Source organism: Streptomyces sp. NPDC002867 (assembly GCF_053591895.1).
Genome location: NZ_JBSFUR010000038.1, coordinates 1 through 25,869, shown reverse-complemented (window position 1 = coordinate 25,869; position 25,869 = coordinate 1). Strand labels below are relative to the sequence as shown.

General features: G+C 72.3%; 29 protein-coding genes and 2 tRNA genes. 13 read left to right on the top strand and 18 right to left on the bottom strand.

The features are described 5' to 3' along the window. Positions 1-45: 45 nt before the first annotated feature. Both ACWD0A_RS27080 and ACWD0A_RS27075 read right to left on the bottom strand, forming a co-directional pair. The gene (locus ACWD0A_RS27080; RefSeq protein WP_177153758.1) at positions 46-765 is read right to left on the bottom strand and encodes a maleate cis-trans isomerase family protein; all 720 of its coding nucleotides are present in this window, start codon (positions 763-765) and stop codon (positions 46-48) included. Beyond that, the gene (locus ACWD0A_RS27075; protein ID WP_451302194.1) at positions 762-1,541 is read right to left on the bottom strand and encodes a maleate cis-trans isomerase family protein; all 780 of its coding nucleotides are present in this window, start codon (positions 1,539-1,541) and stop codon (positions 762-764) included. The genes ACWD0A_RS27080 and ACWD0A_RS27075 overlap by 4 nt, the downstream gene beginning before the upstream one ends. A gap of 98 nt (positions 1,542-1,639) precedes the next feature. Here ACWD0A_RS27075 and ACWD0A_RS27070 point away from each other — a divergent pair, with 98 nt between their 5' ends. Further along, positions 1,640-2,602 carry a D-2-hydroxyacid dehydrogenase gene (locus ACWD0A_RS27070; RefSeq protein ID WP_451302192.1) on the top strand — a complete coding sequence of 321 codons (963 nt, stop codon included), beginning with the start codon at positions 1,640-1,642 and terminating at the stop codon, positions 2,600-2,602. Beyond that, positions 2,583-3,989: an amidase gene (locus tag ACWD0A_RS27065; protein WP_451302190.1), complete on the top strand. Its 1,407-nt coding sequence runs from the start codon at positions 2,583-2,585 to the stop codon at positions 3,987-3,989. The genes ACWD0A_RS27070 and ACWD0A_RS27065 overlap by 20 nt, the downstream gene beginning before the upstream one ends. Before the next feature lie 18 nt (positions 3,990-4,007). Here the strand turns inward: ACWD0A_RS27065 and ACWD0A_RS27060 are convergent, their stop codons facing one another. Continuing rightward, on the bottom strand, positions 4,008-4,496 hold the full coding sequence (locus ACWD0A_RS27060; protein WP_451302188.1) for a DUF3830 family protein: 489 nt from the start codon (positions 4,494-4,496) through the stop codon (positions 4,008-4,010). Positions 4,497-4,565: 69 nt separating this feature from the next. On the opposite strand from ACWD0A_RS27060, the gene ehuB reads away from it, so the two are divergent. The 6 genes from ehuB (at position 4,566) to ACWD0A_RS27030 (ending at position 8,655) form a co-directional block, all read left to right on the top strand. Then, the gene (gene ehuB / locus ACWD0A_RS27055; protein WP_451302186.1) at positions 4,566-5,423 is read left to right on the top strand and encodes an ectoine/hydroxyectoine ABC transporter substrate-binding protein EhuB; all 858 of its coding nucleotides are present in this window, start codon (positions 4,566-4,568) and stop codon (positions 5,421-5,423) included. Next, complete coding sequence (ehuC, locus tag ACWD0A_RS27050) at positions 5,420-6,160, top strand: ectoine/hydroxyectoine ABC transporter permease subunit EhuC (protein ID WP_451302184.1); 741 nt, start codon at positions 5,420-5,422, stop codon at positions 6,158-6,160. Before ehuB ends, ehuC begins: the two co-directional genes overlap by 4 nt. After that, complete coding sequence (ehuD, locus tag ACWD0A_RS27045) at positions 6,157-6,807, top strand: ectoine/hydroxyectoine ABC transporter permease subunit EhuD (RefSeq protein ID WP_451302182.1); 651 nt, start codon at positions 6,157-6,159, stop codon at positions 6,805-6,807. Before ehuC ends, ehuD begins: the two co-directional genes overlap by 4 nt. Then, positions 6,797-7,561 (top strand): ectoine/hydroxyectoine ABC transporter ATP-binding protein EhuA, encoded by a 765-nt coding sequence (gene ehuA, locus ACWD0A_RS27040; protein WP_451302180.1) that lies wholly within the window; start codon positions 6,797-6,799, stop codon positions 7,559-7,561. Before ehuD ends, ehuA begins: the two co-directional genes overlap by 11 nt. Before the next feature lie 167 nt (positions 7,562-7,728). Further along, on the top strand, positions 7,729-8,487 hold the full coding sequence (locus ACWD0A_RS27035; RefSeq protein ID WP_177153749.1) for an IclR family transcriptional regulator: 759 nt from the start codon (positions 7,729-7,731) through the stop codon (positions 8,485-8,487). Between the two features lie 94 nt (positions 8,488-8,581). Then, a tRNA-Lys gene (locus ACWD0A_RS27030) sits at positions 8,582-8,655 on the top strand. 47 nt (positions 8,656-8,702) lie between these two features. On the opposite strand, the gene ACWD0A_RS27025 is transcribed toward ACWD0A_RS27030, so the two are convergent. The 6 genes from ACWD0A_RS27025 to ACWD0A_RS27000 all read right to left on the bottom strand — a co-directional run bounded on the left by ACWD0A_RS27025 (position 8,703) and on the right by ACWD0A_RS27000 (position 14,628). Then, positions 8,703-9,185: a phospholipase gene (locus ACWD0A_RS27025; RefSeq protein ID WP_451302178.1), complete on the bottom strand. Its 483-nt coding sequence runs from the start codon at positions 9,183-9,185 to the stop codon at positions 8,703-8,705. Positions 9,186-9,359: 174 nt separating this feature from the next. After that, entirely contained in the window at positions 9,360-10,010 is a 651-nt protein-coding gene (locus ACWD0A_RS27020; protein ID WP_177152513.1) for a LuxR C-terminal-related transcriptional regulator, read from the bottom strand. Continuing rightward, positions 9,989-11,245, bottom strand: a complete 1,257-nt coding sequence (locus tag ACWD0A_RS27015; RefSeq protein ID WP_451302176.1) for a sensor histidine kinase — start codon at positions 11,243-11,245, stop codon at positions 9,989-9,991. Before ACWD0A_RS27015 ends, ACWD0A_RS27020 begins: the two co-directional genes overlap by 22 nt. 107 nt (positions 11,246-11,352) lie before the next feature. After that, positions 11,353-11,940 (bottom strand): lytic polysaccharide monooxygenase auxiliary activity family 9 protein, encoded by a 588-nt coding sequence (locus tag ACWD0A_RS27010; protein WP_451302174.1) that lies wholly within the window; start codon positions 11,938-11,940, stop codon positions 11,353-11,355. 120 nt (positions 11,941-12,060) lie between these two features. Then, a complete protein-coding gene (locus ACWD0A_RS27005; RefSeq protein ID WP_451302172.1) occupies positions 12,061-13,269 on the bottom strand; it encodes an SPFH domain-containing protein in 1,209 nt (402 codons plus the stop codon). 75 nt (positions 13,270-13,344) lie between these two features. Next, complete coding sequence (locus ACWD0A_RS27000) at positions 13,345-14,628, bottom strand: peptidoglycan-binding protein (RefSeq protein ID WP_451302170.1); 1,284 nt, start codon at positions 14,626-14,628, stop codon at positions 13,345-13,347. Between the two features lie 201 nt (positions 14,629-14,829). On the opposite strand from ACWD0A_RS27000, the gene ACWD0A_RS26995 reads away from it, so the two are divergent. Together ACWD0A_RS26995 and ACWD0A_RS26990 are read left to right on the top strand one after the other, a co-directional pair. Further along, a tRNA-Lys gene (locus ACWD0A_RS26995) sits at positions 14,830-14,903 on the top strand. 353 nt (positions 14,904-15,256) lie between these two features. After that, on the top strand, positions 15,257-15,703 hold the full coding sequence (locus tag ACWD0A_RS26990; RefSeq protein WP_451302168.1) for a hypothetical protein: 447 nt from the start codon (positions 15,257-15,259) through the stop codon (positions 15,701-15,703). Between the two features lie 66 nt (positions 15,704-15,769). On the opposite strand, the gene ACWD0A_RS26985 is transcribed toward ACWD0A_RS26990, so the two are convergent. From ACWD0A_RS26985 to ACWD0A_RS26965, 5 genes are all read right to left on the bottom strand, one after another. Then, positions 15,770-16,453, bottom strand: coding sequence for a class F sortase (locus ACWD0A_RS26985; RefSeq protein ID WP_451302166.1), 684 nt, complete (start codon positions 16,451-16,453; stop codon positions 15,770-15,772). Between the two features lies 1 nt (position 16,454). After that, complete coding sequence (locus tag ACWD0A_RS26980) at positions 16,455-17,033, bottom strand: hypothetical protein (RefSeq protein ID WP_451302164.1); 579 nt, start codon at positions 17,031-17,033, stop codon at positions 16,455-16,457. A gap of 94 nt (positions 17,034-17,127) precedes the next feature. Further along, positions 17,128-17,907: an HAD-IIA family hydrolase gene (locus ACWD0A_RS26975; RefSeq protein ID WP_307715340.1), complete on the bottom strand. Its 780-nt coding sequence runs from the start codon at positions 17,905-17,907 to the stop codon at positions 17,128-17,130. 315 nt (positions 17,908-18,222) lie between these two features. Then, positions 18,223-19,068 carry a hypothetical protein gene (locus ACWD0A_RS26970; protein WP_451302162.1) on the bottom strand — a complete coding sequence of 282 codons (846 nt, stop codon included), beginning with the start codon at positions 19,066-19,068 and terminating at the stop codon, positions 18,223-18,225. Between the two features lie 141 nt (positions 19,069-19,209). Continuing rightward, a complete protein-coding gene (locus ACWD0A_RS26965) occupies positions 19,210-20,340 on the bottom strand; it encodes an ROK family transcriptional regulator (RefSeq protein ID WP_451302160.1) in 1,131 nt (376 codons plus the stop codon). A 76-nt stretch (positions 20,341-20,416) separates the two neighbouring features. Between ACWD0A_RS26965 and ACWD0A_RS26960 the strand changes: the two genes are divergently transcribed. Then, on the top strand, positions 20,417-21,505 hold the full coding sequence (locus ACWD0A_RS26960) for a Gfo/Idh/MocA family protein (protein WP_451302158.1): 1,089 nt from the start codon (positions 20,417-20,419) through the stop codon (positions 21,503-21,505). Continuing rightward, positions 21,502-22,014, top strand: a complete 513-nt coding sequence (locus ACWD0A_RS26955) for a heme-degrading domain-containing protein (RefSeq protein ID WP_307715335.1) — start codon at positions 21,502-21,504, stop codon at positions 22,012-22,014. The genes ACWD0A_RS26960 and ACWD0A_RS26955 overlap by 4 nt, the downstream gene beginning before the upstream one ends. Before the next feature lie 117 nt (positions 22,015-22,131). Here ACWD0A_RS26955 and ACWD0A_RS26950 read toward each other — a convergent pair whose 3' ends face one another. The 4 genes from ACWD0A_RS26950 to ACWD0A_RS26935 form a co-directional block, all read right to left on the bottom strand. Continuing rightward, positions 22,132-22,992, bottom strand: a complete 861-nt coding sequence (locus tag ACWD0A_RS26950) for a fumarylacetoacetate hydrolase family protein (protein ID WP_451302156.1) — start codon at positions 22,990-22,992, stop codon at positions 22,132-22,134. Between the two features lie 133 nt (positions 22,993-23,125). Next, positions 23,126-23,866 carry a YidC/Oxa1 family membrane protein insertase gene (locus tag ACWD0A_RS26945; protein WP_451302154.1) on the bottom strand — a complete coding sequence of 247 codons (741 nt, stop codon included), beginning with the start codon at positions 23,864-23,866 and terminating at the stop codon, positions 23,126-23,128. Between the two features lie 97 nt (positions 23,867-23,963). Beyond that, complete coding sequence (locus tag ACWD0A_RS26940) at positions 23,964-24,293, bottom strand: DUF6412 domain-containing protein (protein ID WP_307715332.1); 330 nt, start codon at positions 24,291-24,293, stop codon at positions 23,964-23,966. 104 nt (positions 24,294-24,397) lie between these two features. Further along, a complete protein-coding gene (locus ACWD0A_RS26935; RefSeq protein WP_451302243.1) occupies positions 24,398-24,655 on the bottom strand; it encodes a hypothetical protein in 258 nt (85 codons plus the stop codon). Between ACWD0A_RS26935 and ACWD0A_RS26930 the strand changes: the two genes are divergently transcribed. Next, positions 24,546-25,634 (top strand): sugar ABC transporter substrate-binding protein, encoded by a 1,089-nt coding sequence (locus tag ACWD0A_RS26930; protein ID WP_451302152.1) that lies wholly within the window; start codon positions 24,546-24,548, stop codon positions 25,632-25,634. The genes ACWD0A_RS26935 and ACWD0A_RS26930 overlap by 110 nt on opposite strands. The last annotated feature ends 235 nt before the right edge of the window (positions 25,635-25,869 follow it).

Below are 25,869 nucleotides of genomic sequence, written 5' to 3'. Positions count from 1 at the left end.
GAGGCCATCTCCGCTTTATTCCCGGCAGACCCGCGAACCGGGCGGTCAGTCCTTGCGGGCGAACAGCCTGCCCAGCTCGTCCGACCAGGCGCCCCTGCGCTCCGCCAGCCGCAGCCCCTCCCACACCGTCACCTGGTTCGCCGTGAGCACGGGCCTGCCTGTCACCTCCTCCAGCTCCGGCAGGTGCGCCACCGTGTGCAGGGCGGTGTCCGGCAGCAGGACGGCATCGGCCCTCGGGTCGTCCCCCTTCCGCAGCAGCTCCAGCACCTGCTCGCGCCCCCAGGTCGACACCTCGGCCGCCGTCACGATCCCGCTCGCCCGCGCGGCCACCACCTCGAGCCCGGCCGCCTCGAGGAAGCGGGCGAACAGGTCCGTCACGTCCTGGGGATACGTCGCGGCGATCGCCACCCGCGTGGCCCCGACCTCCCGTGCGGCGTGGGCGAACGCGAACGACGTGCTGGAGGCCGGGAGCCCGGCCGCCAGCGCCAGGGCCCGGGTCTGCTCATGGGCCCCCTCCCACCCGTACACGAACGAACCGCTGGTGCATGCCCACACCACCGACTCGGCGCCCGACAGCCTCAGCTCCTCCACGCCGGCCGCCAGCCGCTCGGCCGAGCCCATCTCGCGCAGAGCGTCCTCGCGGTGCGCGTCCTCGCCGATGTCGGTGTGGACGACCGGCAGGTTGACACCGGTCAGCAGCGTCTCGATACGGGGGTAGTCGTCCTCGGCCGCATGCCCGGGGTAGAGCAGGCCCACCGTCGTCATGTCACGCCCTCCTGTCCTTCCGGCTCCGCCGTCGCCGCCGTGGCGTCCATCAGCAGAGCCTGATAGGGGCCGACCGCCGAGGCGCCGACGGCGCGCAGGGCCGACCACATCGTGACCTGGTTGGCGGAGACCACCGGCATCCTCAGCTCGGCCTCCAGTTGCGGGATCACGTCGTACGTCGGCAGGTTCGTGCAGCTGATGAACAGCGCGTCGGCGCCCTCCACCGACACCTCCCGTGCCATGTCGACCACCGCGCGGTACGGCACTTTCCAGATGTGCCGGGTCAGCCCGAGGAAGGCCCGGCCCACCACCGTCACTCCCGCTTCCGCCAGATAGTCCTCCAATGACCGGGTGACCGATTCCGTGTAGGGCGTCAGCAGCGCGATCCGCCGGGCCCCCAGCTCGCCGAGCGCGTCGAGGAGCGCGCCGGACGTCGTCAGGGCCGGCACGTCGCCGGCCGTGCGCATCACCTCGCACAGAGCGCGTTCCCCGGCGAGGCCGCCGACAAAACTGCCCGATGCGCACGCGTAGGCGACGACCTCCGGCTCGGAGGCGCCCAGCGCCCGCACCGCGTCCCGCAGCGTCTCGTGCTCGCTCACCAGCCGCGCCAGGTCCAGGGAGACCCCGACAGGCACGAAGGGGGTGCGCGTCAGACGCAGCGAGACGTCGTCGGGGACCCAGCGCCACAGCTCCCGGTCCAGAGCGAAGTCGAAGGGTGCCACCACACCAATGCCGTGCTGCGGTTGCGGCCCGGCGAGAAAGGAGACGACATCCATGCGCTCAGCCCCCTTGGCGTCTTGTTGACGAAGGTAGGTTCCGGTGCGAGCGTGGGTCAATCCGTACATCTACGACGTGACGAGGTGGTCTCCGACCGATGGCCGAACCCACTCTGCTCGTGCTGAACGCGGACCCCCCGCCGCGCCTCGGCCGCCTGACCGGCAAGGTGCGGGTGGAGTACGCCGGCGAGGAGACGCTCGCGGACCGACTCCCCGATGCGGACGTCCTGTTGGTGTGGGACTTCGCCTCCGACGCGGTCCGTCGGGCCTGGCCCGGCGAAGGTCACCGGCCCCGGTGGGTGCACACCCCGAGCGCCGGCGTCGACCGCGTCCTTTGTCCGGAACTTGCCGTGTCCGACACCGTGGTGACCAATGCGCGCGGCATCTTCGAGCAGCCTATTGCCGAGTACGTGGCGGCGCTCGTCCTGGCCATGGCGAAGGACCTGCCGGTGACGCTGGAGCTCCAGCGCCGCCACGAGTGGCGGCACCGGGAGGGCCTCGCGGTCGCGGGCAGTCGCGCCGTGGTGGTGGGCGCCGGGCCCATCGGGCGGGCGGTCGCCGGCGCCCTGCGGGCCCTCGGCGCCACCACGGCTGTCGTGGGCCGTCAGGCCCGCCCCGGCATCCACGGCGAGCAGGACCTCGACCCGCTGCTCGCCCGAGCCGACTGGGTGGTCTGCGCGGCGCCGCTCACCCAGGCGACCGCGGGGATGTTCGACGCGCGCCGCTTCGGCCTGATGCAGCCCTCGACCCGCTTCGTCAATGTCGGCCGGGGACCGCTCGTCGTCGAGGCCGACCTCCTCGACGCCCTGCACAAGCGCTGGATCGCGGGCGCGGCCCTCGACGTCTTCGAGTCGGAGCCGCTCGCGCCGGACAGCCCGGTGTGGGACACTCCGGGGCTGATCGTCTCCCCGCACATGAGCGGTGACACGATCGGCTGGCGGGACCGGCTGAGCGAGCAGTTCGTCGGGATGTACGAGCTGTGGGCGGCCGGAGAGCCCCTGCCGAACGTGGTCGACAAGAAACGTGGGTACGTCCCCATGCATGACCACTCGCCTGACTGACCTCACCGCTCGTCAACTGCTGGCCGGCTACGCACAGGGCGACTTCTCCCCCGTCGACGCGACCCGCGCGGCGCTGGAACGCGTCGAGAGCGTGCAGCCGCTGGTCAACGCCTTCGTACGGACCGACGCCGACGCGGCACTCGCCGCGGCCGAGGCGTCGGCGGAACGCTGGCGCCGGGGAGAGCCGCAGGGGCTGCTCGACGGGGTGCCCGTCACCGTGAAGGACCTCGTCCTCCAGCGCGGTGTGCCCACGCTGCGCGGTTCCCTGACCGTGCGCGCGGACCGGGCCTGGGACGAGGACGCCCCGTCGGTCGCACGGCTGCGGGAGCACGGCGCGGTGTTCCTCGCGAGGACGACGACGCCCGAGTTCGGCTGGAAGGGGGTCACGGACTCGCCGCGGCACGGCGTGACGCGCAACCCGTACGACCCCTCGCGCACCGCGGGCGGCTCCAGCGGCGGCGGCGCGGCGGCGGTGGCGCTCGGCGCGGGCCCGCTGTCGGTCGGCACGGACGGGGGCGGGTCGGTCCGCATCCCGGCGTCCTTCTGCGGGATCTTCGGGCTGAAGCCGACGTACGGGCGCGTGCCGCTGTATCCGTCGAGCCCCTTCGGCAGCCTGTCCCATATCGGGCCGATGACCAGGGACGCGGCGGACGCGGCGCTCATGCTCGACGTGATGAGCGGCGAGGACTGGCGGGACTGGTCCCATCTGGGGCCGGCACGCGAGGTGCGGCACGGGCTCGGCGAGGGGGTGAAGGGCCTGCGGATCGCGTACTCCCCCACGCTCGGCGGCCAGGTCGCGGTCCGCCCCGCGGTCGCGTCGGCGGTGCGGCGGACGGTCGCGGCGCTGGCCGGTCTCGGCGCGTACGTCGAGGAGACCGATCCGGACATCACGGACCCGGTCGAGGCGTTCCACACCCTGTGGTTCACCGGCGCGGCCCGGCTGGTGCAGCACCTCGGCCCGCGGCAGCGGGAGCAGCTGGACCCGGGCCTGCGGGAGATCTGCGACATCGGCGCGCGGCGCAGCGCGCTGGAGTACCTGGCGGCGGTGGACGTCCGGGCGGAGCTGGGCCGGCGGATGGCGCGGTTCCACACGGCGTACGACCTGCTGGTCACGCCGACGCTGCCGCTGACGGCGTTCGAGGCCGGCGTGGAGGTCCCGCCGGGGTCGGGCCACCGGCGGTGGACGGGGTGGACGCCCTTCACGTACCCGTTCAACATGACGCAGCAGCCCGCGGCGACGGTGCCGTGCGGGCTGGACGCGGAGGGGCTGCCGATCGGCGCGCAGCTGGTGGGACCGCGGTACGCGGACGGCCTGGTGCTGCGGGTGGCCCACGCGTTGTACGAGTCGGGCGCGGCAGGGGTCCCGGGGCCGGGGGCGCTGGGGTAGGGGCAGCGCCCCCGGGCGTCAGGCGCGCCGGAAGCTCAGCGTCTCCCCCGACGCGCCCGTGCGCCAGAGGTCCTGGCAGGCCGAGGCCATCTCCTCCAGGCCCTCCACCACCGTGCCCCACACGATCCCCGGCACCCACCCCGTGTCCCCGTTCAGCAGCAGGTTGTTGCGCTCGTAGAACAGGGCGAGGTCCACCGTCACGGGGGCGGCGCGGCTCTCGTAGCCGTACGACGATGTGCCCAGTTGCACGTCGGTGAAGGTGAAGTAGCACAGGTCGCCGGGGATCGGAGTCACCGTCGGGTTCTCCAGCGGCGGTTCCTGGGGCGCGAAGGCTGGGAAAAGGGCATAGATCTCATTGCGCGCATACTTCGCGTGGTACACGTCCGCGGACAGCGGAAGCGCGTCCCACACCGCCGCGCAGGTCAGCGGAGCCTTGTCGGTCAGGAGCCGGGCGGTGCACCGCACTCCGCGCCGGTCCAGGGCAACGGTCACGTATCGGTCGGCCATTTCCTACGCATACCCGCGAGCGACCCGGGTAGCCGCGCGCCCATGGCTCGTAGAAGACAACCACGATCGATGAGCAGACGCTCCCTGCTGCTCGGCACCGCGGCGGCGGGCGCGCTCACCGCCGTCGGCGCCGCGGGCTGCGGCCGGGTGCCGTCCGGCGACGCGCTGGCCCGCCTGAAGTCCCAGGGCACGGTGCGCCTCGGCATCGCCGGGGAGGTGCCGTACGGCTACGTGGACGACCAGGGCGAGTTCACGGGCGAAGCGCCCGAGCTCGCCCGGGTCATCTTCAAGCGGCTCGGCATCGACCGGGTGCAGCCGGTCGCCACCGACTTCGCCTCCCTGATACCCGGGCTGAACTCCCAGCAGTTCGACGTGGTTTCGGCCGGGATGTACATCAACAAGGAACGGTGCGCGCAGGTCGTCTTCGCCGACCCCGAGTACCAGATGCTCGACTCGTTCATCGTGCGCAAGGGCAATCCGAAGAACCTGCGGACGTACGAGGACGTGGTGCGGGCCAAGGCGAGGCTCGCGTCCGGTACGGGCTACGCGGAGATCGGGTACGCGGTCGCGGCCGGCATACCCGAGAAGGACATCGTGATCCTTCAGGACCAGGTGGCCGGGCTGAACGCCGTCGAGTCCGGCCGCGTCGACGTCTTCGCCGGCACCGCGCTCACCGCCCGCGAGGTGGTCCGCAAGAGCACCCGGGCGGAGGCCACCGAGCCGTTCGCCGCGGTCGTGGACGGCAAGAAGCAGATCGACGGCGGCGGTTTCGCCTTCCGCCCCACCGACACCGACCTGCGCGACGCGTTCAACGTCGAGATCCACAAGATGAAGAAGAGTGGTGAACTCTTCCGCATCCTGAAGCCCTTCGGCTTCACGGAGAGCGAGATGACCACCCTGACTGCCGAGGAGCTGTGCGAGAAATGACAGCCGGACTCTGGCAGAACTGGGTGCTCCCCGGTATCTGGATCACCGTTCAACTCCTGGTCTACAGCACCGTGCTCGCCGCGGTCGTGGCCTTCGGCGTCGGCGCGGCCCGGACGCACCGCTCGCGCACCGTCCGCTTCCTGGCGGGCGCGTACACCGAGATCTTCCGCGGGACGTCGGCGCTGGTGCTGATGTTCTGGCTGTTCTTCGTGGTGCCGCCGCTCATGGGCTGGCAGTTGGTGCCCATGTGGGCCGCGGTGCTGGCGCTCGGCCTGTCGTACGGTGCGTACGGCGCCGAGATCGTGCGCGGCGCGCTGAACGCGGTGCCCAAGGCGCAGCGCGAGGCGGGGGTCGCGCTCAGCCTCACGCCCTGGGAGCGGATGCGGCTGATCCTGCTGCCGCAGGCGGTGCCCGAGATGATCCCGCCGTTCTGCAACCTGCTGATCGAGCTGCTCAAGGGCACCGCCCTGGTGTCGCTGCTCGGGGTGGGCGACGTGTCGTTCGCCGCGTACCTGGTGCGGCTCGCCACCCAGGAGAGCGCGCAGATCTACACGATCAGCCTGGTGATCTACTTCGTGCTCGCGCTCGCGGTGACCCGGTCCATGAAGGCCCTGGAACGCAGGACGAAGCGGAACATCGGCATCGAGCCGGAACCCGGTCTGCTGGGCGGCATGCTCTCCCGGCGCGCCGGGGCCGAGACCGCCGGCGCCACGGTGACGGGGGGTGCGGCCAAGTGACCTGGGACTGGTCCGCGGTCGCGGACTTCATGCCACGCTTCTGGGACGGTGTGCTGGTCACCCTGCAGGTGCTGGTGCTCGGCTCGCTGATCTCGTTCACGCTCGGCCTCGTGTGGGCCATCGCCTTCCGGGCGCCGAGCCGCTTCGTGCGGTGGCCGGTGAATCTCGTCACCGAGTTCATCCGCACGACCCCGCTGCTGGTGCAGCTGTTCTTCCTGTACTTCGTGCTGCCGGAGTGGGGGATCCAGTTCTCCGCCCTGACCACCGGCACGATCGCGATCGGGCTGCACTACTCGACGTACACCGCGCAGGTCTACCGGGCCGGTATCGACGCCGTGCCGCCCGGGCAGTGGGAGGCGGCGACGGCCCTGAGCCTGCCCGCCCACCGCACCTGGTTCGCCGTGATCCTGCCGCAGGCGGTCCGCCGGATCACCCCCGCGCTCGGCAACTACGTGATCGCGATGCTCAAGGACACTCCGCTGCTCGCCGCCATCGGCGTGCTGGAGATGCTCCAGCAGTCGCGGCTGGAGAGCGCCTCGACGTTCCAGTACACCGAGCCGCTGACCGTGATCGGTCTCGCCTTCGTCCTCATCGCCTATCCGGCATCTCTTCTCGTACGAGCCCTGGAGCGCCGCCTTGTCCGCTGACACCCACGACACCACGCCCGAAGAACTGATCCGGTTCGAGAACGTCACCAAGAGATTCGGCGACACCACGGTCCTCGACGATCTCTGCTTCTCCGTGAGGTCCGGCAGGCACGTCACCCTGATCGGCCCGTCCGGTTCCGGGAAGACGACGATCCTGCGGCTGCTGATGACGCTGGAGACGCCCGACGAGGGCACGATCCAGGTGAACGGCAGCCGGCTGTTCCCGGCCGCCGAGAAGGAGCGCCGCGAGGCGCGCAAGAAGATCGGCATGGTCTTCCAGCAGTTCAACCTGTTCCCGAACATGAGCGTGCTGCGCAACATCACCGAGGCGCCGGTGCGGGTGCTCGGCCTGTCCAAGGACGAGGCCGAGGCCCGGGCCCGGGAACTGCTGGACCTGGTGGGGCTCGGCGACCGCGCCGACGCGAAGCCGACGCAGCTGTCGGGCGGCCAGCAGCAGCGGGTGGCGATCGCCCGCGCGCTGGCGATGCGGCCGCAGGTGCTGCTGCTGGACGAGGTGACCTCGGCACTCGACCCCGAGCTGGTGGCCGGCGTACTGGATCTCCTGCGGGACATCGCCCGCACGACGGACATCACGATGGTGTGCGTCACGCACGAGATGAACTTCGCCCGGGACATCTCCGATGATGTCCTGATGTTCGACTCCGGCAAGGTCATCGAGTCGGGCCCGCCGGAAAAAATCTTCTCCGACCCGGAGCACGAACGCACGCGCGAATTCCTCGGTGCGGTGCTCTGACCATTCACTCTGTCGGTGAGGCTTGACTCTGGCACATGCCAAAGTGATGCGCCCCAGCACAGGCCGCTGGGGCGCCGCGGCATTTACGCCAACAGCCCAGTCCGAAACGGCTCTTGGCCGGTATCGTGGTACGGAAGCTTGCGGTCACAACCTGCTAGGGGGAAACCGTGGCGCTGAAGCCTGAGCCGACCGCGCCGTTCCACTCGGTGCAATACGTCTTGCGCGTCCTGGAAACGGTCTCCAAGCACGGTGGCGGTGTCACCGACGTCCAGATCGCACGCGAGACCGGCCTGCCCGCCGGTCATCTCGCTCCCATGCTCGCCATGCTCCGCCGCGAGGGATACGTGGAGCAGGTCGCCGACGGCGCCTACGTGATCGGCGACTCCCTGGTCCTGCTCGGCTCCGGCGCCACCCGCAAGGAGGCCCTGGAGGCCAAGCTCCAGGAGACCCTGACCGAGCTGCGCGACTCGGTGGGCGCCGCCGTCTACATCAGCCGCTACATCGACGGCGAGGTCAAGATCACCCAGTTCGCCGACGGCCCGCGCACACCGAAGGTGAACGAGTGGGTGGACTTCCGCTCGGCCGCCCACGCCAGCGCGGTCGGCAAGTGCCTGCTGACCCAGCTGGATGTGAACGGCCGCCGCGACCACCTCTCGCGCCACAAGATCGCGCGTCTGACCTCGCGGACGATCACCAGCGAGCGTCTGCTCTTCTCGAAGCTGGACGCCCAGCCGCCGACGGTCCCCGTCCTCGACCTGCAGGAGTACGCGGTGGGCACGGTCTGCGCCGCGGTGCCGCTGACGGCGGGCTCGGCCGTGGGCTGCCTGGCGCTCTCCCTGCCCATCGAGCACGCCCACCGGCTGCGCTCGGCGGCGTACACGCTCAACCGCAGGGCCGCTCCGGTGGTGCTCTCGCTGGCGATCTAGGGCCGCGACCCGCCTCCGGTCCCAGGTGGTCAGGAGCACCCCCCGGGACCAGGTACTATTAATGAGTCAGCCGCTCCGAGCGGCAGGCAAAGAGGCGCCGCTAGCTCAGTTGGTTAGAGCAGCTGACTCTTAATCAGCGGGTCCGGGGTTCGAGTCCCTGGCGGCGCACGCACTGCGAAGGGCCCCTCGCCCAGGCGAGGGGCCCTTCGGCATGCTCAGGTCACGGGGGCGTCGGCCGGCGCCGTCACGCCGAAGACGGCCACCGCGTGGTAGTACGTCCAGGCGGTCGAACGGCACGAGGTGCGCGTCGCGCCCGCGTACCGGGCGCACACCCGCTTCATGTCTTCGTAGAACGCCGAGTCCAGCCGCGTCTTGTTGGCCGCGAAAGTGCCGGCCGCCTTGTAGTTGCGGTAGCCGAAGTCGTGGCGGGCGCAGGCCGTCCTGAACGGGAAGCCGAACGGGTTGTCCGGGGACGAGGAGCAGTAGTCCGTGGACCAGTTGAATCCGTACGCGCTCCAGGCGCTCCGGTTCGCCCGGGCGGCCGCCCAGGCGTGGTGGCTGGTGACGCTGGTCTGCGTCCAGGAGCTGAGGACCTGGGGCTTGTCGGCCGGCGCTGCCGACGCGGCGGATGCCGGCAGGAGCGCGGCGGGCACCGCGAGAGCGGTGGCCACGAGGGAAAGGGCAAGTCGGCGACGCATGCAGAACCTCCGGGCGAAGAGCGGGAGTTGGTGCACGCACGTGGCCTGTCCACGGCGGATCCAGAGTCCCGCTCAACGCGTGTCCCGCACAGCGTGTACGCGCCGGTCAAAAGGGTGAACTTGTCCCGACGTGCCGTCACGCGAGGGCTGTTCGGGAAGGGGCGGGACGCGGTGTCAGCGGAGGTAGGCGAGCACCGCGAGCACCCGGCGGTGGGTGTCCTCGGCCGGCGGCAGGTCGAGCTTGGCGAGGATGTTGCCGATGTGCTTGCCGACGGCCGCCTCGGTGACGACGAGCTGTCGCGCGATCGCCGCGTTCGACTTCCCCTCCGCGACCAGCGCGAGGACCTCCCGCTCGCGCGGCGTGAGAGCGGCGAGCGGATCACGGCGGCGGCGCAGGAGCTGCCGCACGACCTCGGGGTCGACGACCGTGCCGCCCGCGGCGACCTGTGTCAGGGCAGCCAGGAACTCCTCGACCTGGCCGATGCGATCCTTGAGCAGGTAGCCCACGCCCGAGCCGTCGCCGGTGCCGAGGAGCTCGGCCGCGTACTCCCGTTGCACGTACTGGCTGAGCACCAGCACCGGCAGGGCGGGGCGTTCGGCGCGCAGGGCGACGGCGGCGCGCAGCCCCTCGTCCTGGAAGCCGGGAGGCATCCGGACGTCGGTGACGACGAGGTCCGGATCATGGGCGGCGACCGCGTCGCGCAGAGCCCCGGCGTCCCCGACCGCGGCGACGACCTCGTGGCCGAAGCGGCCGATCAGCGCGATCAGCCCCTCGCGCAGCAGGACACCGTCCTCGGCCAGGACTATCCGGAGAGCGCTCGGCAAGGGATCTCCACTCGCAGCAGGGTCGGCCCGCCCTCCGGGCTGTCGACGGTCAGTGTGCCATCGAGGACGGCGAGCCGGTCGGCCAGACCGGTCAGCCCGGTGCCCCGCGCGGGCTCGGCGCCGCCGCGGCCGTCGTCGTGCACCTCCACGACGAGCCGCTCGCCGGTGTGCCGCGCGTCCACGCGGGCCCGGGCCGCGCCGCTGTGCCTGCCGACGTTGGCGAGTGCCTCGCAGACGGCGAAGTACGCGGCGCTCTCCACGGCCCCTTCCAGCCGGGGGAGTGCGATGCCGGTGTCGACCGGGACAGCCGAGCGGTCGGATGCGTCCTCGAGCGCGGCGCCGAGCCCGTAGTCGGTGAGGACCCGCGGGTGGATGCCGTGGATCAGCTCCCGCAGCCCGGTCAGGGCGCGGCTCGCCTCGTCGTGCGCGGCGGCGATCCGGTCGGCGAAGGGCCCGTCGGGTGCGTCGAGCCGGGCGAGACCCAGGGTCATGGTGAGAGCGACGAGCCGCTGCTGGGCGCCGTCGTGCAGGTCGCGCTCGATACGGCGGCGTTCGGCCTCGAAGGCGGCGACGAGCCGGGCCCGCGACCGGGTCACCTCCGTCAGCCGCTCCCGCAGCTCACCTTCGCGCGGGGCGAGCAGCAACCGGGTGAGCTGGGCGCGCGCCCCGGCGAGTGCGGCGAGCGGATACAGCAGGACGGGCAGGAGCAGCAGCCCGGCGGCGGCCACCGCGAACGCCTGCGGGTAGGTGGTGACCAGCACGGTCTTCACCACGCGCGCCTCCTCGCCGTCGAGCGCGAGCTGCAGGGGCGCCGCGGCCAGCCCGGCGGGCAGTCCGACCCCGACGCACACGGTCAGAACGTCGAGCGGCCACAGGACCAGGGCGTGCAGCAGCCCGTAGGCGAACTCCCGCCAGGTCGCCTGTTCGCCCAGGCGCACCCGCAGCCAGGCGGCGACGCCGGGCGCACCGGGAGTGCGGTGCGGGCTGGGCGCGTTCTCGCGGTCGGCGATCCGCAGTCTGCGCCGCTCGACGACGGCGAGGGTGGTCCCGCCGAGGAGGAGCAGCGGCAGTCCGACGAGGACGAGCGAGAACGCGGCGAGCACGACGAGGGCGGTGAGGGCGACGACTCCGGTGACGGCGCTGCTCGCCAGGTACGCGGCGGCCCGCCAGGGCCATCCGCTCAGCAGGAAGTCCCGCCGGCTCAGCGCCTGCCAGGGGTTACGCACACCGTCCATGGCGCACACGGTAGGCGCGGCGCGGCGGCGCGGGCCATGTGCCCAGGGGGTGTACGGGGGTAGGGCCTGCCCTACCCCCGTGACGGACCGCCAGGCGACGTCCGGCCTCAGAACTGGACGTCGGAGCAGGCGTAGAACGCGTTGGCCGTGTCGTGGACGGTCCACACCGCCAGGATCAGATGGCGTCCGCTGCGCTGGGGCAGGTTGCCGGAGTGGGAGAGCGTCGCCGGCGGCTGCTGACCGCCGTAGGGCACGGTCAGGAAGGGCTGCGACTCAAGGGCGGCCCTGGTCAGCCGCTGGCCGGGGTTCCAACCGGGCTTGGTGATGAAGTACTTGAAGTCGGTGGTGCGGTGCCGGGCGGTGAACTGCCACCGGAAGGTGTAGTTCTGGCCGGAGCTGACCCTGGTCGTGGGCCAGGCGCCGCCCCGCGGGTCGTCGAGCTGGGCGAACTGCGACAGGCCCGCCGAGCAGATCCTGCCGTCGGCGGGGCCCGCGGCGGGGAAGCCCTTGGGGCCCTCGACACTCTGCGGTTCCCACTGGATGGGACCGCAGTTGCTCACGGTGCCGTTGGCACAGAGCTTCTGGCGGCTGATGGGTGAGTCGGTGTAGCCGTGGCTGCTGGCACTGCCGGTGGCGAGCAGGGTGGCGCCCGTCACGGCGAGGCCGACCACGGCCGCACCTATCTTCTTTCGCATGCTGGCTCCAGGAAGAACGTGGGGGAGTTCCGTGGGACGTGCGGCACGCGTGCGGTCGTACCTATTCCGGTCTAGACCAAGTTCCAATGTATTGACGCGAGTTCACCATGTCCAGACCAATCACGAAGAGGCGTGCCACCGGTCCGCGCCCTCGGCCCGGCCCGTACAGAAGGCAACGGTCAGGTCCTTCACCAGCACCTTGCGCTCGTAGTCGTCCGGCTCGATGAGCCCCCGGCAGGTGAGCCGGCTCACCGTGTCGTCCACCGCGTCGACCACCGAGGTGAGGACGCTGTCGCGGTGGCGTTCGTCGATCGCCGCGATCCGGCGGCGCTGCATGGCGTCCGCCACCTCGGGTGCGTAGTCGATCGCCGTCGGCTGGGCCGTGAAGATCTCGATGCCCACCGGGGCGCACTCGGCCGCGAGAGCCTTCGTCAGCGTGGCCCCCACCTTCTCGGCGTCGCGCAGCGTGGGGACCGCCTCCCCGATGGGGGTCCCCTCGTCGAAGACAGGGGGAGCGTCGGCGGGCAGTTGCGAGAGCACCCGGGTGGTGGCCAGCTCGACCTGCTCCCTGAGGTACGCCTCGTGGTCCTCGACACCGAGCACCGCCCGCGCGGCGTCCTTGACGCGCCACACGACGAGCACCACCACCCGCAGTGCCGTGCCCTCGGCGTCGCGAGCGGGCATCGGCTCGCTGCGCCAGTGGCGCAGCCGTACGTCGACGCGGCGGCGCAGCACCAGCGGGCTCATCCACACCAGTCCTGTACGGCGCACGGTGCCTCGGTAGTCACCGCAGAGGGTGAGGACCCAGGCGTGGCCGACGGTCCCGCGGCCGAGTCCGCCGAGCCCGAACAGCGCGAGCAGGACACCGAGCGCGAGCAGGCACCACAGGCCGATGCCGATGCCCCGGTACGGCGGCGGGGTCACTCCGAACAGGGCCGCGACCACATCCGGCACGGCCCCCGTCCCCCATAGCACCGCGCCGATCCCGGCGAGCGAGAAGGTCCCGGCGACGAGCCCGGTCCAGCCGGGCAGCACGGGTCCGGGACGCTCGACCAGGGACGGGTCGACCGGCGGCACGGACGCCTCGGGAGCCGCCGGCGGCGGCGCCGGCGGCGGGGTGGAGCGGCCGATCCTCGGCTGCTCGCCAGTGCCCTGCCGCCGGGAGACGACGGCGGGTCTGAGGTCCGGGGGCAGCTTGAGCGGCCCGTTGTCGTCCCGGAAGAGCAGGTGCACCGGGATCTCGGTCGTCGTCTCGCCCGCGATGACGGGGCTGCGCCGCTGGCCGTCGGACGGGACCGTGCCCTCCGGCTCCGACATCGTGCTGTTCATGCCGCCTCGGCTTTCGCTCGTTGCTCGTGTCAGCTCGTACTCATGACGCATCGGTGGCGGGACCGGCCCGCCCGGTCAGCGGGCGGCGAAGAGCCGCCGCCAGGTATCGGGGCCCGGGTAACCGTCCGCCTCACCGCCCCGCCAGCCCTGCGCGCGCTGGAACGCCTGGACGCCCAGCCGGTGGGCCTCGCTCCAGCGCGACGAGGGGCCCGAGGTGTCGTACCTGCCGTAGCCGCGCTGGACGAGCTGCCTGCCGAGCAGGCTGATGTGGCCGCTGGACCGGCCGGGGCGGAAGTGGTCGCGCCCGGGGAAGGCGGGCGGCCGCGCCGCTCTGGAGCCGCCGGTCACCGCGGCCGGAATGTCCTTGCCCTGCGTCTTCGCCAGCAGCCGCCAGGTGTGGGGCCCGGGCAGTCCGTTCGCCTCGGCGCCCCGCCAGCCCTGGGCCCGCTGGAACGCCTCGGTGGCACGCCGGTCGGCGTCGGACCAGCGCGGTCCTGGGCCGTCGGCGTAGAAGCGTTCGCCTCCGCGCGCCATCAGCATCTTCCCGAGCTCGGTGACGTACTTGTTGACGGCGCCGGCGCCGAAGGAGGCATCACCCGGGTAGGGCGTGGCCGAGCTCGCGGAGCCCCGTGTCGGCGCCGAGGTGACGACGCCCTTGTAGCGGTAGGCGACGTAGCTCGCGGAGTTGTTCCAGTACGCCATGGGTGTGGCCTGTTTGCGGGTGTGCGGCTTGGTCTGCTCGTACGCGACGTAGTAGGAGTGCGTGTAGTCGGTCCAGCCGCCGAAGATCGTGACGTGCGAACCCTTGGTGGGGTTCTCGGGGTTGTGGAAGAGCAGGATGTCGCCGGGCTGCAGCTCCTCGCGGAGGATGCGGTCGCCGAACTCGGCGAGGCTGCCGGTCCACTCGTTGCTCCCGAGGTTCCAGGCCATGGACACGTAGCCGGAGCAGTCCTGGCGGTAGCCGTCGGACCAGTACTTCGACATGCTGTACGGCACCTTGGCGCCGACCCACTTCTTCGCGCGGTTGATGATCTGCGCCCGGGTCGACGCCCGCAGGGCCTGCCCCCGAGCGGGCTTGCCCGACGGCCCGTACAGGGGACCTTCGGCCCCCTGCTCGGTCGACGGCCCGGGGTCAAAGGAGGGCGCGGACCGGGCGGCCCCGGGGACGTACTCGGCTGCCGCCGCCGTCCCCGCTCCGCCGCCGAGGACCAGCCCGAGTGCGGTGATCAGCACCAGTGCACGGCGGCAGCGGTGGGCGGACCGGTGTGCTCCGGCGGCGGGCGCCCTGCGCCGCCGAGCGCATCCGGCGCAGGCGCAGTCACCGGCGGGCTCGTACTCCTCGAAGACCGGCACGGCCATACGCGTCCCCTCCGCAGCTGCAGTCGACAAGATCTTCTGACGGTCTCTCACGGGCATCAGAGTCCTCAATGACATGACCTGATGCATTTTGACCGATAGAGGGGTAAAAGCGATGATCCGACAGGCCGGGCGCGGCGAGGGAACGAGAGTGCGACGCACGGAGCACCCCCGGGAATCGGGTAGAGTTCTCCAGGTCAGCAGGCGCCGCTAGCTCAGTTGGTTAGAGCAGCTGACTCTTAATCAGCGGGTCCGGGGTTCGAGTCCCTGGCGGCGCACCGACACACGAGGCCCCCGTCCCACGGACGGGGGCCTCGTGCCGTCACTCCCCCTCGGGAGCGCGGCGCGCTCGGCCGGCACGTGACCACCACCGAAGGCGATCTTCTTTCAACTGCCGCCGCGGATACCGGAGTTCCTCATTCCGTCCATGATCACCCTCGCATCCCCCACTCGTGAAGATCCGGGACACGGCGAGGCGTCGACTACCACGATTCGTATGCCAGTACTCAGGCAGTTCTCATGCAGCAACTGTTCTGGAGGCTGAACCACGTGCACAGATCGACCCACCTGCCCGACGGCAGAACAGGGCGGCGCGCCGGCTCCCGCCGCCGCGGTCGCGGCGCCGCTGTCCATGGCCGACCCGAACCCGGGGACCCGGACCACCGCTGCCGGCGCGGAAGCCGGTACGCCCGGGGACCTGCTGGGCACCCCGGACAACCCGCGCGTGTCCGACGGCCCGTACGCGGGCTTCCAGTTCTGCCGCGCGCCGCAGCAGCCGGTCGTCACCTCGGGCTCGGCGACGCTCGCCGCGACGCTGGAGTCGGTGGCCCCGCCCGGAACGGTCGAGAGGCCCGGCGAGGCGGCACCCGGCCGGAAGGTGGTCTTCGAGGTCGAGGAGGCGGACGGAAAGCCGGTGCTGCGCCGGCAGACGGTCAGCGAGACCAGCCAGAACGCCGCGCTCCAAGTGGCCGAGGGCCGGCTCGCCGACGGCGACTACCGCTGGCGGGTACGGGTCCAGGACGGCGACGCCGTCTCGCAGTGGACCGCCTGGTGCGGCTTCACCGTCCGCACGGCGTGACCGCGTGACCGCGTGACCGTGTGACCGCAGGCCCCCGGCGGGTGACGCCGGGGGCCTGTCGCGTCGCTAGCGCGTGCCCGTCAGGTACGCGGAGACGACGACGTTCGCCGTGTAGCTGCCGGTCGCCCGGTCGAAGGCGCCGCCGCAGGTGATCAGGCGCAGCTCGGCCCGCCCCTGCTCACGGGGCCCGTAGACCGCGCGTGCGTCGAACCGCTCGCTGCCGAAGACCCGCACGTCGTCCACGGTGAACTCGGCGATCCTGCCGTCTGCCCCCGTCACCCGGATCCGTTCGCCGGGCCTGGCCGCGCTCAGGTCGTAGAAGACGGCGGGCCGTGTATCGGTGTCCACATGACCGACGAGCAGCGCCGCGCCCCGCTCGCCCGGCCGCGCGCCCCCGCCGTACCAGCCCACGGTGTCCGGCGTCTCCAGGGGCGGCGGTGCGACGGCGCCCCGCTCGTCGAGACCGCGCACGACGACGGGGGCGGACAGGCCGAGAGCGGGCATCTCGACGCGGCGCGGTTCGGCGGCGTCGAGCGGGGCGTGCGCGGGGGGCATCGGGACACCGGGCGGACGGCCGACCGCCGCCATGTCGCCCGTGGTGAGCGCCGACCTGCCGGCCGCTCCGCCGGGGGCCCCGCCGCCCCAGAGCCACAGGACGAGAACGAGGAACGCCCACAGCACGCCGACGACCGCCCGGACGGTGCCCGAGCCTCGGATGGCGTGCCGTGCGCGCGGCCGTGTGCCGGACATCTCAGTCGGAGTCCGTACGACGGCGGCGCACGCTGCGGACGGCGACCGCGACGGCGGCGGCGCCCGCGAGCACGAGGCCGATCACGGTCTGGGTCGCGCTGGGACCGGCGTCCTCCTCCTCGACGGCGGCGACGGGCGCGGCGATCGCCACCGTCCCGCCGCCGCCCGCGCGGACGGGCGCCACGGGGGACGCGTGCGCCGCTTTCACGGGCTCGGCGGTCCCCGGCAGCCGGCCGACGACCTCGAGGCGGCCGGAGGAGGGGTACTCGCGGCCGTCGCAGCGGACGCGGACGTCGTAGGCGCCGGGCCGGACGTCCGACCGCACGCTCGCCTCACCGGTCAGGCCACGGGAGCCCCGCCGGGCCGTCAGCTCGGCGTCCGTCACGAAGACGTCGGATCTCGCGGTGGCGGTCGAGCCCGTGCAGCCGGTGGCGCTGATGCCGACCCGGCCTCCAGGGGCCGTCGTGGCGGGGGCGAGGACCGCTTTGGCGGAGTCGTCCGCGACGGCCGCCGTCGCGGGGGCCAGGATCAGGGCGGCGGCCACCCCGGCGGAACGGAAAGCAATCGAACCTGCACGCATCGTGAACCTCCTGATAGGCCAAGAGTCACGCGCGCGGGCCGATCCCGCATCCGCAGAGGTGGTCGCCAGATCACCGAAGGGGCGTTTGACCTGCCTAGACGCGATCCACGAGGTCGGCGATCGAGTCGACGACCTTCGACGGCCGGAAGGGGTACTGCTCCACCAGGGCGGGCGTCGTGGACCCGGTGAGGACCAGGAACGTCTCCATGCCGGCCTCCAGGCCCGCGAGCACGTCGGTGTCCATACGGTCGCCGATCATGGCGCTGGTCTCGGAGTGCGCGCCGATGGCGTTGAGCCCGGTCCGCATCATCAGCGGGTTGGGCTTGCCCGCGAAGTACGGCTCCTTGCCGGTCGCCTTGGTGATCAGCGCGGCCACGGAGCCGGTCGCCGGCAGCGGGCCCTCGGTGGAGGGGCCGGTGTTGTCCGGGTTGGTGCAGATGAACCGGGCGCCCGCGTTGATCAGCCGGATCGCCTTGGTCAGCGACTCGAAGCTGTACGTGCGCGTCTCGCCGAGCACGACGTAGTCCGGCTCGTGGTCGGTGAGCACGTAGCCGATGTCGTGCAGCGCCGTGGTCAGGCCCGCCTCGCCGATGACGTACGCGGTGCCGCCGGGGCGCTGGTCGTCGAGGAACCGGGCGGTGGCGAGCGCCGAGGTCCAGATGTTCTCGACCGGTACGTCGAGGCCCATACGGGCGAGCCGGGCGTGCAGGTCGCGCGCCGTGTAGATGGAGTTGTTGGTGAGCACCAGGAACGGCTTCCCGGTCTCCCGCAGCCTCTTGATGAAGGCGTCCGCGCCCGGGATCGGTACGCCCTCGTGGATCAGGACACCGTCCATGTCGGTGAGCCAGGATTCGATCGGCTTGCGCTCTGCCATGTGGCGGACTCCTGCCGTGCATACGTGCGTGCTGGGGCGCCGCGACAGCACTGTGGCGACGGCCCCCAGCCTAATCAGGAAGCCTGGATCTTGACCCCGTCGATGCCCCAGTACCAGTTGTCGGAACCGGTGCAACGGAGGCGGAAGCTCACGTTTGAGGCGGCAGCGCCTGACGGACCGTCTCGTCGAGACCTCCCGGCGCAGGCGAGATCACGCTCGGTGGGCAGCGGCCCACCCTCGCCCCAATTCGTCCCTCACCTGCGGGATACGGGCCTCGACGGCGTAGTACGGATGTTCGCGGACGTGGGTGAACGCTCAGCGCCGGCGGGTCACGAAGCGGCGGGACACCAGCAGCAGCAGCCCGGTGCCGAGTGCGATGACCGCGCCCGCGGCGGCGACGCGGACGGCTGTCCGGGAGCCGGTGGTGGCGAGCTGGTCGAGCGAGCGGGCGAGGACCGAGTCCTCGGGAGCCTCCGTGACGTCGAAGCGGTAGTCGCCGGACGCGCCGACCCAGTCGCCGTCGTTGCCCCTGCGCTGGACGACGGCGGCGTTCACGGTGACGGTGTTGGGCGCGGTGCCGGCGGCGAGCGCGAGGCGGACCTTGACGGTGACGGTCTTCCCGGCCGGTACGACGAAGCCGCGGAAGCCGTCGTCGAAGGCGCCGATGATCTCGTCCTCGCTGGAGCGCTCCAGCGTGACGGGCCGCCAGCGTCCGGCGTCCTCGTCGCGGAACTGGACGCGGACCTTGTCGGCGGTGAGGCCGGGGCCGCGGCCGGTGAGAATGACCACGGGGTGGATGCGGTGGCACAACTCCCGGGTGGTGTTGGTGAGATCGAGCCCGACGCTCTGGAATCCGCCCCCGGGGTGGACGGTGCGCGGGCCGCCGTGGATCCGGGTCCGGATGGGGAAGTCGGGGTCGGCCTCGTTGCCACAGGTGGGCTGCTGGTCGGCGGGCAGCTCCCCGGGCCGGTCCTCCCCCACGGGCGCGCCGCCGACGCGAGCGGCGTCCTCGGCGCGGGGCACGCCCCGTACGGGAGCGGCCGCCGCCGGAGCGGTCTTTGCCGCGTTGTAGGCGGCGGGCGCGGCGAGGGCCGTCGCGGGGCAGACGGCCGTCAGCGCCGCTGTCGAGACTGTGAGGGCGAGGGCGTTGCGCAGTCGCATGAGAGGCCTTTGCTTGCTCGCGTACCGCCGGGGGACGCCCGCGCCGCGGCGCGGGCTCTGCCATCGTTGCCCGCGGCGGCCCGCTGTGTACGGTCGCGTACCGCCGAACAGCGGCCCCGTACCCCTCCCGTCAGCGCTTTCTCATTCACCCTCGTTCGCGGCGAACGCCGCCCGCGCCCGGCCGAACACCGGAGCCAGCACCAGTTGTGCCGCCCCCTCCGCGACCGTGCGCCCCCCGCCGCCCGCCGTCGCCACCGGCACCCGGCTGCGCGCCGCGAGCACCGCGCCCACCCCGCGGACGAACTCCTCCTCCGCCGCGTCCACCACCCGGCCCCCGAGCACCACCCGGTCGATGTCGAGCAGCTCGACCAGGTTGGCGGCGCCGACGCCGAGCACGCGCGCCGCGCCCGCGATGTCGCCGCGGGCGACGGCGGCCAGGCAGAGCGCCTCGACGCAGCCGCGGTTGCCGCAGCCGCACTCCGGCCCGTCGAGCTGGACGACCTGGTGCCCGAACTCCCCCGCCCCCGTCCGCGCGCCCCGGTAGAGCTCGCCGCCGAGCACGAGTCCGGCGCCGAGTCCCGTACCGAGGTGGAGGTACGCGAAGGAGTCGCCGGGGCCGCGCAGCGCCAGGCCCAGCGCGGCGGCGTTGGTGTCCTTGTCGAGGACCACGGGCAGCCGCAGCCGCGCGGCGAGCTCGTCGCGCAGCGGGTAGCCGTCCCACTCGGGGAAGCCGGTGACGCGGTGCGGCACTCCGGTGGCGTGGTCGAGCGGCCCGGGCATGGCCACGCCGACGCCGAGCACCCGGGTCCCGCCGCCGCGGCGCCCCGCCCCGGTGATCAGCTCCCGTACCTCCCCGGCCGCCCCCTCCAGCACCGCGTCCGCGCCCGCGCCCAGGTCGAGCGGGGACGTGCGTGTCGCGACACATGCGCCCGACAGGTCCAGCAGGGCCGCCGTGAGCTCGTCGCGGTCCAGGTGCAGGCCCACCGCGTGGCCCGCCGCCGGCAGCAGGCGCAGCACCGTGCGCGGCTTGCCGCCCGTGGAGGCGCGCCGGCCGGCCTCCGCGGCCAGGCCCTCCTCGCGCAGACGCCCGACGATCTTGCTCACGGCCTGGGGAGTCAGCCCGGTGCCCTCGGCGAGCTCGATCCGGCTGATGCCCGCCTCTCCGGCCGTACGCAGCAGGTCGAGCACCAGCGCCGCGTTGTGGCTGCGCAGAGCGGGAAGGTTCACTCCGGCCCCGCTGCCCCTCGGATCGGCGCCGTCGCCTCGTTTCATGCCCGCCTCCACCCTCGTCACCCTCCCATTCTCCGCAGCGGTTGCACTTTGGCAACAGCGTTGCTTAAGTGGAGCCATGACTGGATCCGGCTCCCCCCTCCGCGTCGGACTCGTGGGCTACGGCCTGGCGGGCTCCGTCTTCCACGCCCCGCTGATCGCCACCACCGACGGCCTCGTCGTCGACACGGTCGTCACGTCGAGCGAGGAGCGCCGGGCGAAGGCCCGCGCCGCTCTCGGCGACGGCGTGCGCTTCGCCGCGGCCCCCGACGAGCTGTGGGAGCGGGCGGACGAGCTGGACCTCGTCGTCGTCGCCTCGCCCAATAAGACGCACGTCCCGATCGCGACCGCCGCCCTGGAGGCCGGTCTCGCCGTGGTCGTGGACAAGCCGGTCGCCGGCACCGCCGCCGAGGCGCGCGCTCTGGCGGCTCTCGCCGACGAGCGCGGCCTGATGCTCTCGGTCTTCCAGAACCGCCGCTGGGACAACGACTTCCTCACCCTCCGCCGCCTCGTCGCCGACGGCGAGCTCGGCGACGTCCAGCGGTTCGAGTCCCGCTTCGAGCGCTGGCGCCCGCAGCCCAAGGGCGGCTGGCGCGAGTCGGGCGACCCGGCGGAGATCGGCGGCCTGCTGTACGACCTGGGCAGCCACGTCGTCGACCAGGCGCTGACCCTGTTCGGCCCCGCGGCGCGGGTGTACGCGGAGTCCGATGTGCGCCGCCCCGGCGCCGCGGCCGACGACGACACCTTCATCGCGATCACGCACGAGGGCGGCGTCCGCTCGCACCTGTACGTGAGCGCGACCACCGCCCAGCTCGGTCCCCGTTTCCGGGTTCTCGGCTCGAAGGCCGGGTACGTGAAGTACGGGCTGGACCCGCAGGAGGCCGACCTGCGCGACGGCAGGCTGCCGGCCGTCGGCGAGCCCTGGGGCGTGGAGCCGGAGGCGCTGTGGGGCCGCATCGGCGCCGGGGAGTCCCCGGTCACGGGCGGTGGCACCCCGGTCGAGACCCTGCCCGGCGACTACCCCGCCTACTACGCGGCCGTCGCCGCCGCCGTGCGCGACAAGACCGCCCCGCCGGTGACCGCGCTCGAGGCGGCCGCCGCCCTCGACGTCCTGGAAGCCGCCCGCCGCTCCGCCCGCGAGGGCGTCACCGTGGAGATCACCGCATGAGCACCCACCGCCAGCACCTCACCGTCGACGAGATCGTCGAGCAGGAGCGGCGGCTGACGCTGCACCGCTTCACGCACGACGACGCCTGGAAGCTGGGCAGCCTGCTCGTCGAGATGGCGCACCTGCGCAACGCGCCCGTCGCCATCGACATCCGGCGCGGCGCCCAGCAGCTGTTCCACTGCGCCCTGCCGGGCTCCAGCGCCGACAACGACGCGTGGATCGACCGCAAGCGCCGCGTCGTCGAGCGCTACGGCGAGAGCTCGTACCTCGTCGGGGCGCGGCACCGCGCCAAGGGCACGACGTTCGAGGAGTCCTCGCGTCTGGACCCGGACGTGTACGCGGCCCACGGCGGCTCCTTCCCGATCACGATCGAGGGGGTCGGCGTCGTCGGCTCGGTCACGGTCTCGGGCCTGCCGCAGGCCGACGACCACGCGATGGTGGTCGAGGCGCTGGAGCGGTTCGCCGCGCACGCCAACGGTTCGAGCGGTACGGCCGGGCCGCCTTCCTGACCCGCCGCACCGCCCGCCGCGTCCGTCCCAGCAGCCGTCCGTTCCGGCAGCGCGAGGCGAGCCGTGCGGAAACCCGCCGCCGGCGGCACCCACCGATGCCGCCGGCCCGGTCGGCCGCTACGCGTCCTTGAGCTCCTGGCGCTGGCGCCCGAGCCCGTCGATCTCCAGCTCCACCACGTCACCGGCGCGCAGGAACGGCTTCGGCTCCGGCTGCCCGAGCGCGACACCCGCCGGCGTACCGGTGCTGATGACGTCGCCCGGGTACAGGGTCATGAACCGGCTGAGGTAGCGGACGACATCGGCCACCGGGAAGATCTGGTCGGCGGTGGTGCCGTCCTGCTTGAGCTCGCCGTTCACCCAGAGCCTGAGCCGCAGCGCCTGCGGGTCGGCCACCTCGCCGGCGGTCACGAGCCAGGGCCCGAGCGGGTTGAACGTCTCGCAGTTCTTGCCCTTGTCCCAGGTGCCGCCGCGCTCGATCTGGAACTCGCGCTCGGAGACGTCGTGGGCGACCGCGTACCCGGCGACGTACGAAAGCGGGTCCTCGTCGTCGGCGATGTAGCGCGCCGTACGTCCGATCACCACCGCGAGCTCGACCTCCCAGTCGGTCTTGCGGCTGCCGCGCGGCACGAGCACGGTGTCGTCCGGGCCGACGACCGTGTCCGCCGCCTTGAGGAACACGACGGGCTCGGCCGGGGGCTGGGCGCCGGTCTCGGCGGCGTGGTCGTGGTAGTTCAGCCCGATGCACACGACCTTGCCGACACGGGCCAGCGGCGGCCCGACCCGGAGCCCGGCGGCGTCGAGTACGGGCAGGTCACCGGCTTCGGCCGCGGCGCGGATCCGGTCGAGGGCGGCGGCGTCCGCGAGCAGCGGGCCGTCGATGTCCGCGACGAGACCGGACAGGTCGCGCAGGGTCAGCCCGTCCCCGTCGAGCAGGGCGGGGCGCTCGGCGCCCGCCGTACCGACACGCAGCAGCTTCATGGTTTGTCTCCCCTGGTCGAGTGCGTCGAGTGCGGACCCGGCCCGACAGGTGCGGCCATCGGAGGATCGGAGGGTTGGCTGATCCTCCAAGACATCCGACCACCCTGCAAGACCCTGTTCACAACCTGGACCTTTACGGGGCGGTAGCAAGCGCCCCGGCCAGAGGCATGTCCCGGTAGAGGAACACCCGCTCCACCGCCGACCACGTGGTGCTCGTGACGACGTACAGCGCGGCCGCGAGCGGCACGACGGCGACGGTGATCAGCGTGGCGAACGGCATCAGCGGCATGACCTTGAGCATCGCGCCCATGCCCGGCATCTGCTCCCCGGCCGCCGTGGGCGCGGCCGCCATCTGCCGCTTGGTGCGCAGGCAGGTGAACGTCGCCACGGCGGCGACGATCCCGAAGAGGGCCAGGTACACGAGCCCGGCGCCGCCGAGCACGCCGCCGTCGGACAGCGCGTCCGCCCAGCGCCCGCCGAGCGCGGCGTCGAAGAGGGTGTGGTCGAGCAGCCCGTTCGGCTCGCCGCCGATCCGCGCGCTGGAGAACAGGTGGTACATGAGGAAGAACGCCGGCAGCTGGAGCAGGGACGGCAGGCAGCCTTCGAGCGGCGACACCTTCTGCCGCGCGTAGAGCTCCATCGTGGCCTTCTGCAGCCGTTCCCGGTCGCCCCCGTGCTTCTCGCGCAACGCGGCGAGCTCGGGGGCGAGCCGGGCGCGGGCCTTCTGACCACGGGCGGCGGAGCGGGACAGGGGATGGACGGCGAGCCGTACGAGCGCGGTGAAGACGACGATGGCGGCGGCGGTGGCCGAGGCGGCGAACAGCGGGTGGAGCAGGTCGGCGAGGCGCTCGACGAGATCGGCGAATACGGACATGGGTGGCCCCCTCCAGGGGTCGTGTCGTGCCGGGGAACGGGTCATGCGGGGCATGGCGGCATGACGGCCCGTGGAGGGACCTCGCAGGGATCTGTCGCTACACGGCCGCCGGAAGGAGGCGGCCGGGGGCTCGGGGGCGCGTGCGGCCCCGGGCGTCGGGATCGCGCTGCGGGAGGAAGGCGGTGCGCTGTTCGCGGTCGCGGATCGCCGTGCGCACCCGGGTGCGCGGCACGGCGGGCACGCAGCGCGCGCTGATGACGGCGCAGACGACGAGCGCGGAACCGGCCGCCGCGGTGGCGGTCGCGGCGAGCGCGAGGGCGGCGGTGAGGCCGTCGCCGTCGACGAGAACGGCCTCGACGAGCACCTCGACGAGGAGGAACAGCAGGAGCACGGCGGGACGGAACACGCTTGTCGTGCGACCGGGCATGCGTCCCCCTTCTCCTGTACCTGACGTCCGACTCTTCCGTTCTTCTACACGAGCGGCGGCGCGGATCGGTTCCCGCACGCCCCGAAAGCCGACGGACAGCGCTTTCACCACGCCTTCGCCACTTGTTCAACACGCAACACCGTTGCCATCACGTTACGTGTGCGGCTCTTGACGCCCAGCAGTGACAGAGAGTTGGCTTTGCGCCACCTCGGCCGAAAACTGGCGGCCTGTCCTGGAGGTTGGTTTCCACAAATGAACAGAAGTGTGCGTAGTGCCGTGGCGGCCGCTTCAGCCTCTGTCCTCGCCTTCTCGCTGTCCGGCTGCGGCAGCGAGGAACACAGCGGTGTGATCAGCAACGACATCGTCGTGGGTCTGCTCCTCCCGGACCGGGAGGCAGCGCGCTACGAGAAGTTCGACCGGCCGGTCATCGAGGACAAGGTCGACAGGCTGACGATCGGCGAGGGCAAGGTCGTCTACGCCAACGCCAACCAGGACGCCTCGCTCCAGGCCCTCCAGGTCGAGAACATGATCGAGGACGAGGTCGACGTGCTGATCCTGGACGCCGTCGACGCCAAGGCCATAGCCGGCAGCGTCGAGAAGGCCGAGGAGGCCGGCATCCCGGTGGTCGCCTTCGACCGCCTGGCCGAGGGACCGATCGACGCCTACACCTCGTTCGACAACGAAGAGGTCGGCCACGTCCAGGGCAAGGCCCTTCTGAAGGCCCTCGGCAACAAGGCCAAGAACAGCCGGATCGTCATGGTGAACGGCGCCCTCACGGACCCGAACGCCGCGCTGTTCAAGAAGGGCGCCCACGCCGAACTCGACGGCAAGGTCACGGTCGGCAAGGAGTACGACACCGAGGAGTGGAGCCCCGAGAACGCCGAGGCCAACATGAAGGCCGCCATCGCCGAACTCGGCGCCGACGCCATCGACGGCGTCTACTCCGCGAACGACGGCATGGCGGGCGGCGCCATCGCCGCCCTCAAGGCCGCGGGCGTCACCGCGCTCCCGCCGGTCACCGGCCAGGACGCCGAGCTCGCCGCCGTACAGCGCATCATCTCCGGCGAGCAGCACATGAGCGTCTACAAGCCGTACGCACCGGAGGCCGCCGCCGCGGCCGAGATGGCCGTGGCGCTCGCCAAGGGCGAGTCGCTCCACACCGTCGCCCAGACGCACGTGGACAGCCCGACCACCAAGGACATCCCCTCCGTCCTGGTCCCGGTCATCGCCCTGACCCAGGCCAACATCGAGGAGACGGTCATCAGGGACGGCATCTACACGGCCGAGGAGATCTGCACCCCGAAGTTCAAGGCCGCGTGCGCCGAGCTGGCCATCGGCTGAGGTCGGGCGCGCACCGAAGGCGTACGGCCGGCGCGGGGCCCTGCGCACCGGGAGGCGTACGGCCGACGCGGTGCCCGGCGTACCGGCCGACGCCCGGGCCCGGCGTACCGACGCCGGAACCCGCCCACGCCCCGCCCCCGTCTTGGGTTCTAATCAACGTCGCAACACCCGGCCTCCGGGTAGGCGATGAAAGACAGAACGACTGCTGGGGGGCGCCCGAATGGCAGAAGGGTGC

Coding starts and splice junctions, on each gene's coding strand:
- ACWD0A_RS27080 (WP_177153758.1), bottom strand. CDS start 765: ATGACGACGGTGGGCCTGCTCTACCCCGGGCATGCGGCCGAGGACGAC.
- ACWD0A_RS27075 (WP_451302194.1), bottom strand. CDS start 1,541: ATGGATGTCGTCTCCTTTCTCGCCGGGCCGCAACCGCAGCACGGCATT.
- ACWD0A_RS27070 (WP_451302192.1), top strand. CDS start 1,640: ATGGCCGAACCCACTCTGCTCGTGCTGAACGCGGACCCCCCGCCGCGC.
- ACWD0A_RS27065 (WP_451302190.1), top strand. CDS start 2,583: ATGACCACTCGCCTGACTGACCTCACCGCTCGTCAACTGCTGGCCGGC.
- ACWD0A_RS27060 (WP_451302188.1), bottom strand. CDS start 4,496: ATGGCCGACCGATACGTGACCGTTGCCCTGGACCGGCGCGGAGTGCGG.
- ehuB (WP_451302186.1), top strand. CDS start 4,566: ATGAGCAGACGCTCCCTGCTGCTCGGCACCGCGGCGGCGGGCGCGCTC.
- ehuC (WP_451302184.1), top strand. CDS start 5,420: ATGACAGCCGGACTCTGGCAGAACTGGGTGCTCCCCGGTATCTGGATC.
- ACWD0A_RS27025 (WP_451302178.1), bottom strand. CDS start 9,185: ATGCGTCGCCGACTTGCCCTTTCCCTCGTGGCCACCGCTCTCGCGGTG.
- ACWD0A_RS27015 (WP_451302176.1), bottom strand. CDS start 11,245: ATGGACGGTGTGCGTAACCCCTGGCAGGCGCTGAGCCGGCGGGACTTC.
- ACWD0A_RS27010 (WP_451302174.1), bottom strand. CDS start 11,940: ATGCGAAAGAAGATAGGTGCGGCCGTGGTCGGCCTCGCCGTGACGGGC.
- ACWD0A_RS27005 (WP_451302172.1), bottom strand. CDS start 13,269: ATGAACAGCACGATGTCGGAGCCGGAGGGCACGGTCCCGTCCGACGGC.
- ACWD0A_RS27000 (WP_451302170.1), bottom strand. CDS start 14,628: ATGGCCGTGCCGGTCTTCGAGGAGTACGAGCCCGCCGGTGACTGCGCC.
- ACWD0A_RS26990 (WP_451302168.1), top strand. CDS start 15,257: ATGGCCGACCCGAACCCGGGGACCCGGACCACCGCTGCCGGCGCGGAA.
- ACWD0A_RS26985 (WP_451302166.1), bottom strand. CDS start 16,453: ATGTCCGGCACACGGCCGCGCGCACGGCACGCCATCCGAGGCTCGGGC.
- ACWD0A_RS26980 (WP_451302164.1), bottom strand. CDS start 17,033: ATGCGTGCAGGTTCGATTGCTTTCCGTTCCGCCGGGGTGGCCGCCGCC.
- ACWD0A_RS26975 (WP_307715340.1), bottom strand. CDS start 17,907: ATGGCAGAGCGCAAGCCGATCGAATCCTGGCTCACCGACATGGACGGT.
- ACWD0A_RS26970 (WP_451302162.1), bottom strand. CDS start 19,068: ATGCGACTGCGCAACGCCCTCGCCCTCACAGTCTCGACAGCGGCGCTG.
- ACWD0A_RS26965 (WP_451302160.1), bottom strand. CDS start 20,340: ATGAAACGAGGCGACGGCGCCGATCCGAGGGGCAGCGGGGCCGGAGTG.
- ACWD0A_RS26960 (WP_451302158.1), top strand. CDS start 20,417: ATGACTGGATCCGGCTCCCCCCTCCGCGTCGGACTCGTGGGCTACGGC.
- ACWD0A_RS26955 (WP_307715335.1), top strand. CDS start 21,502: ATGAGCACCCACCGCCAGCACCTCACCGTCGACGAGATCGTCGAGCAG.
- ACWD0A_RS26950 (WP_451302156.1), bottom strand. CDS start 22,992: ATGAAGCTGCTGCGTGTCGGTACGGCGGGCGCCGAGCGCCCCGCCCTG.
- ACWD0A_RS26945 (WP_451302154.1), bottom strand. CDS start 23,866: ATGTCCGTATTCGCCGATCTCGTCGAGCGCCTCGCCGACCTGCTCCAC.
- ACWD0A_RS26940 (WP_307715332.1), bottom strand. CDS start 24,293: ATGCCCGGTCGCACGACAAGCGTGTTCCGTCCCGCCGTGCTCCTGCTG.
- ACWD0A_RS26930 (WP_451302152.1), top strand. CDS start 24,546: ATGAACAGAAGTGTGCGTAGTGCCGTGGCGGCCGCTTCAGCCTCTGTC.
- ACWD0A_RS26935 (WP_451302243.1), bottom strand. CDS start 24,655: ATGTCGTTGCTGATCACACCGCTGTGTTCCTCGCTGCCGCAGCCGGAC.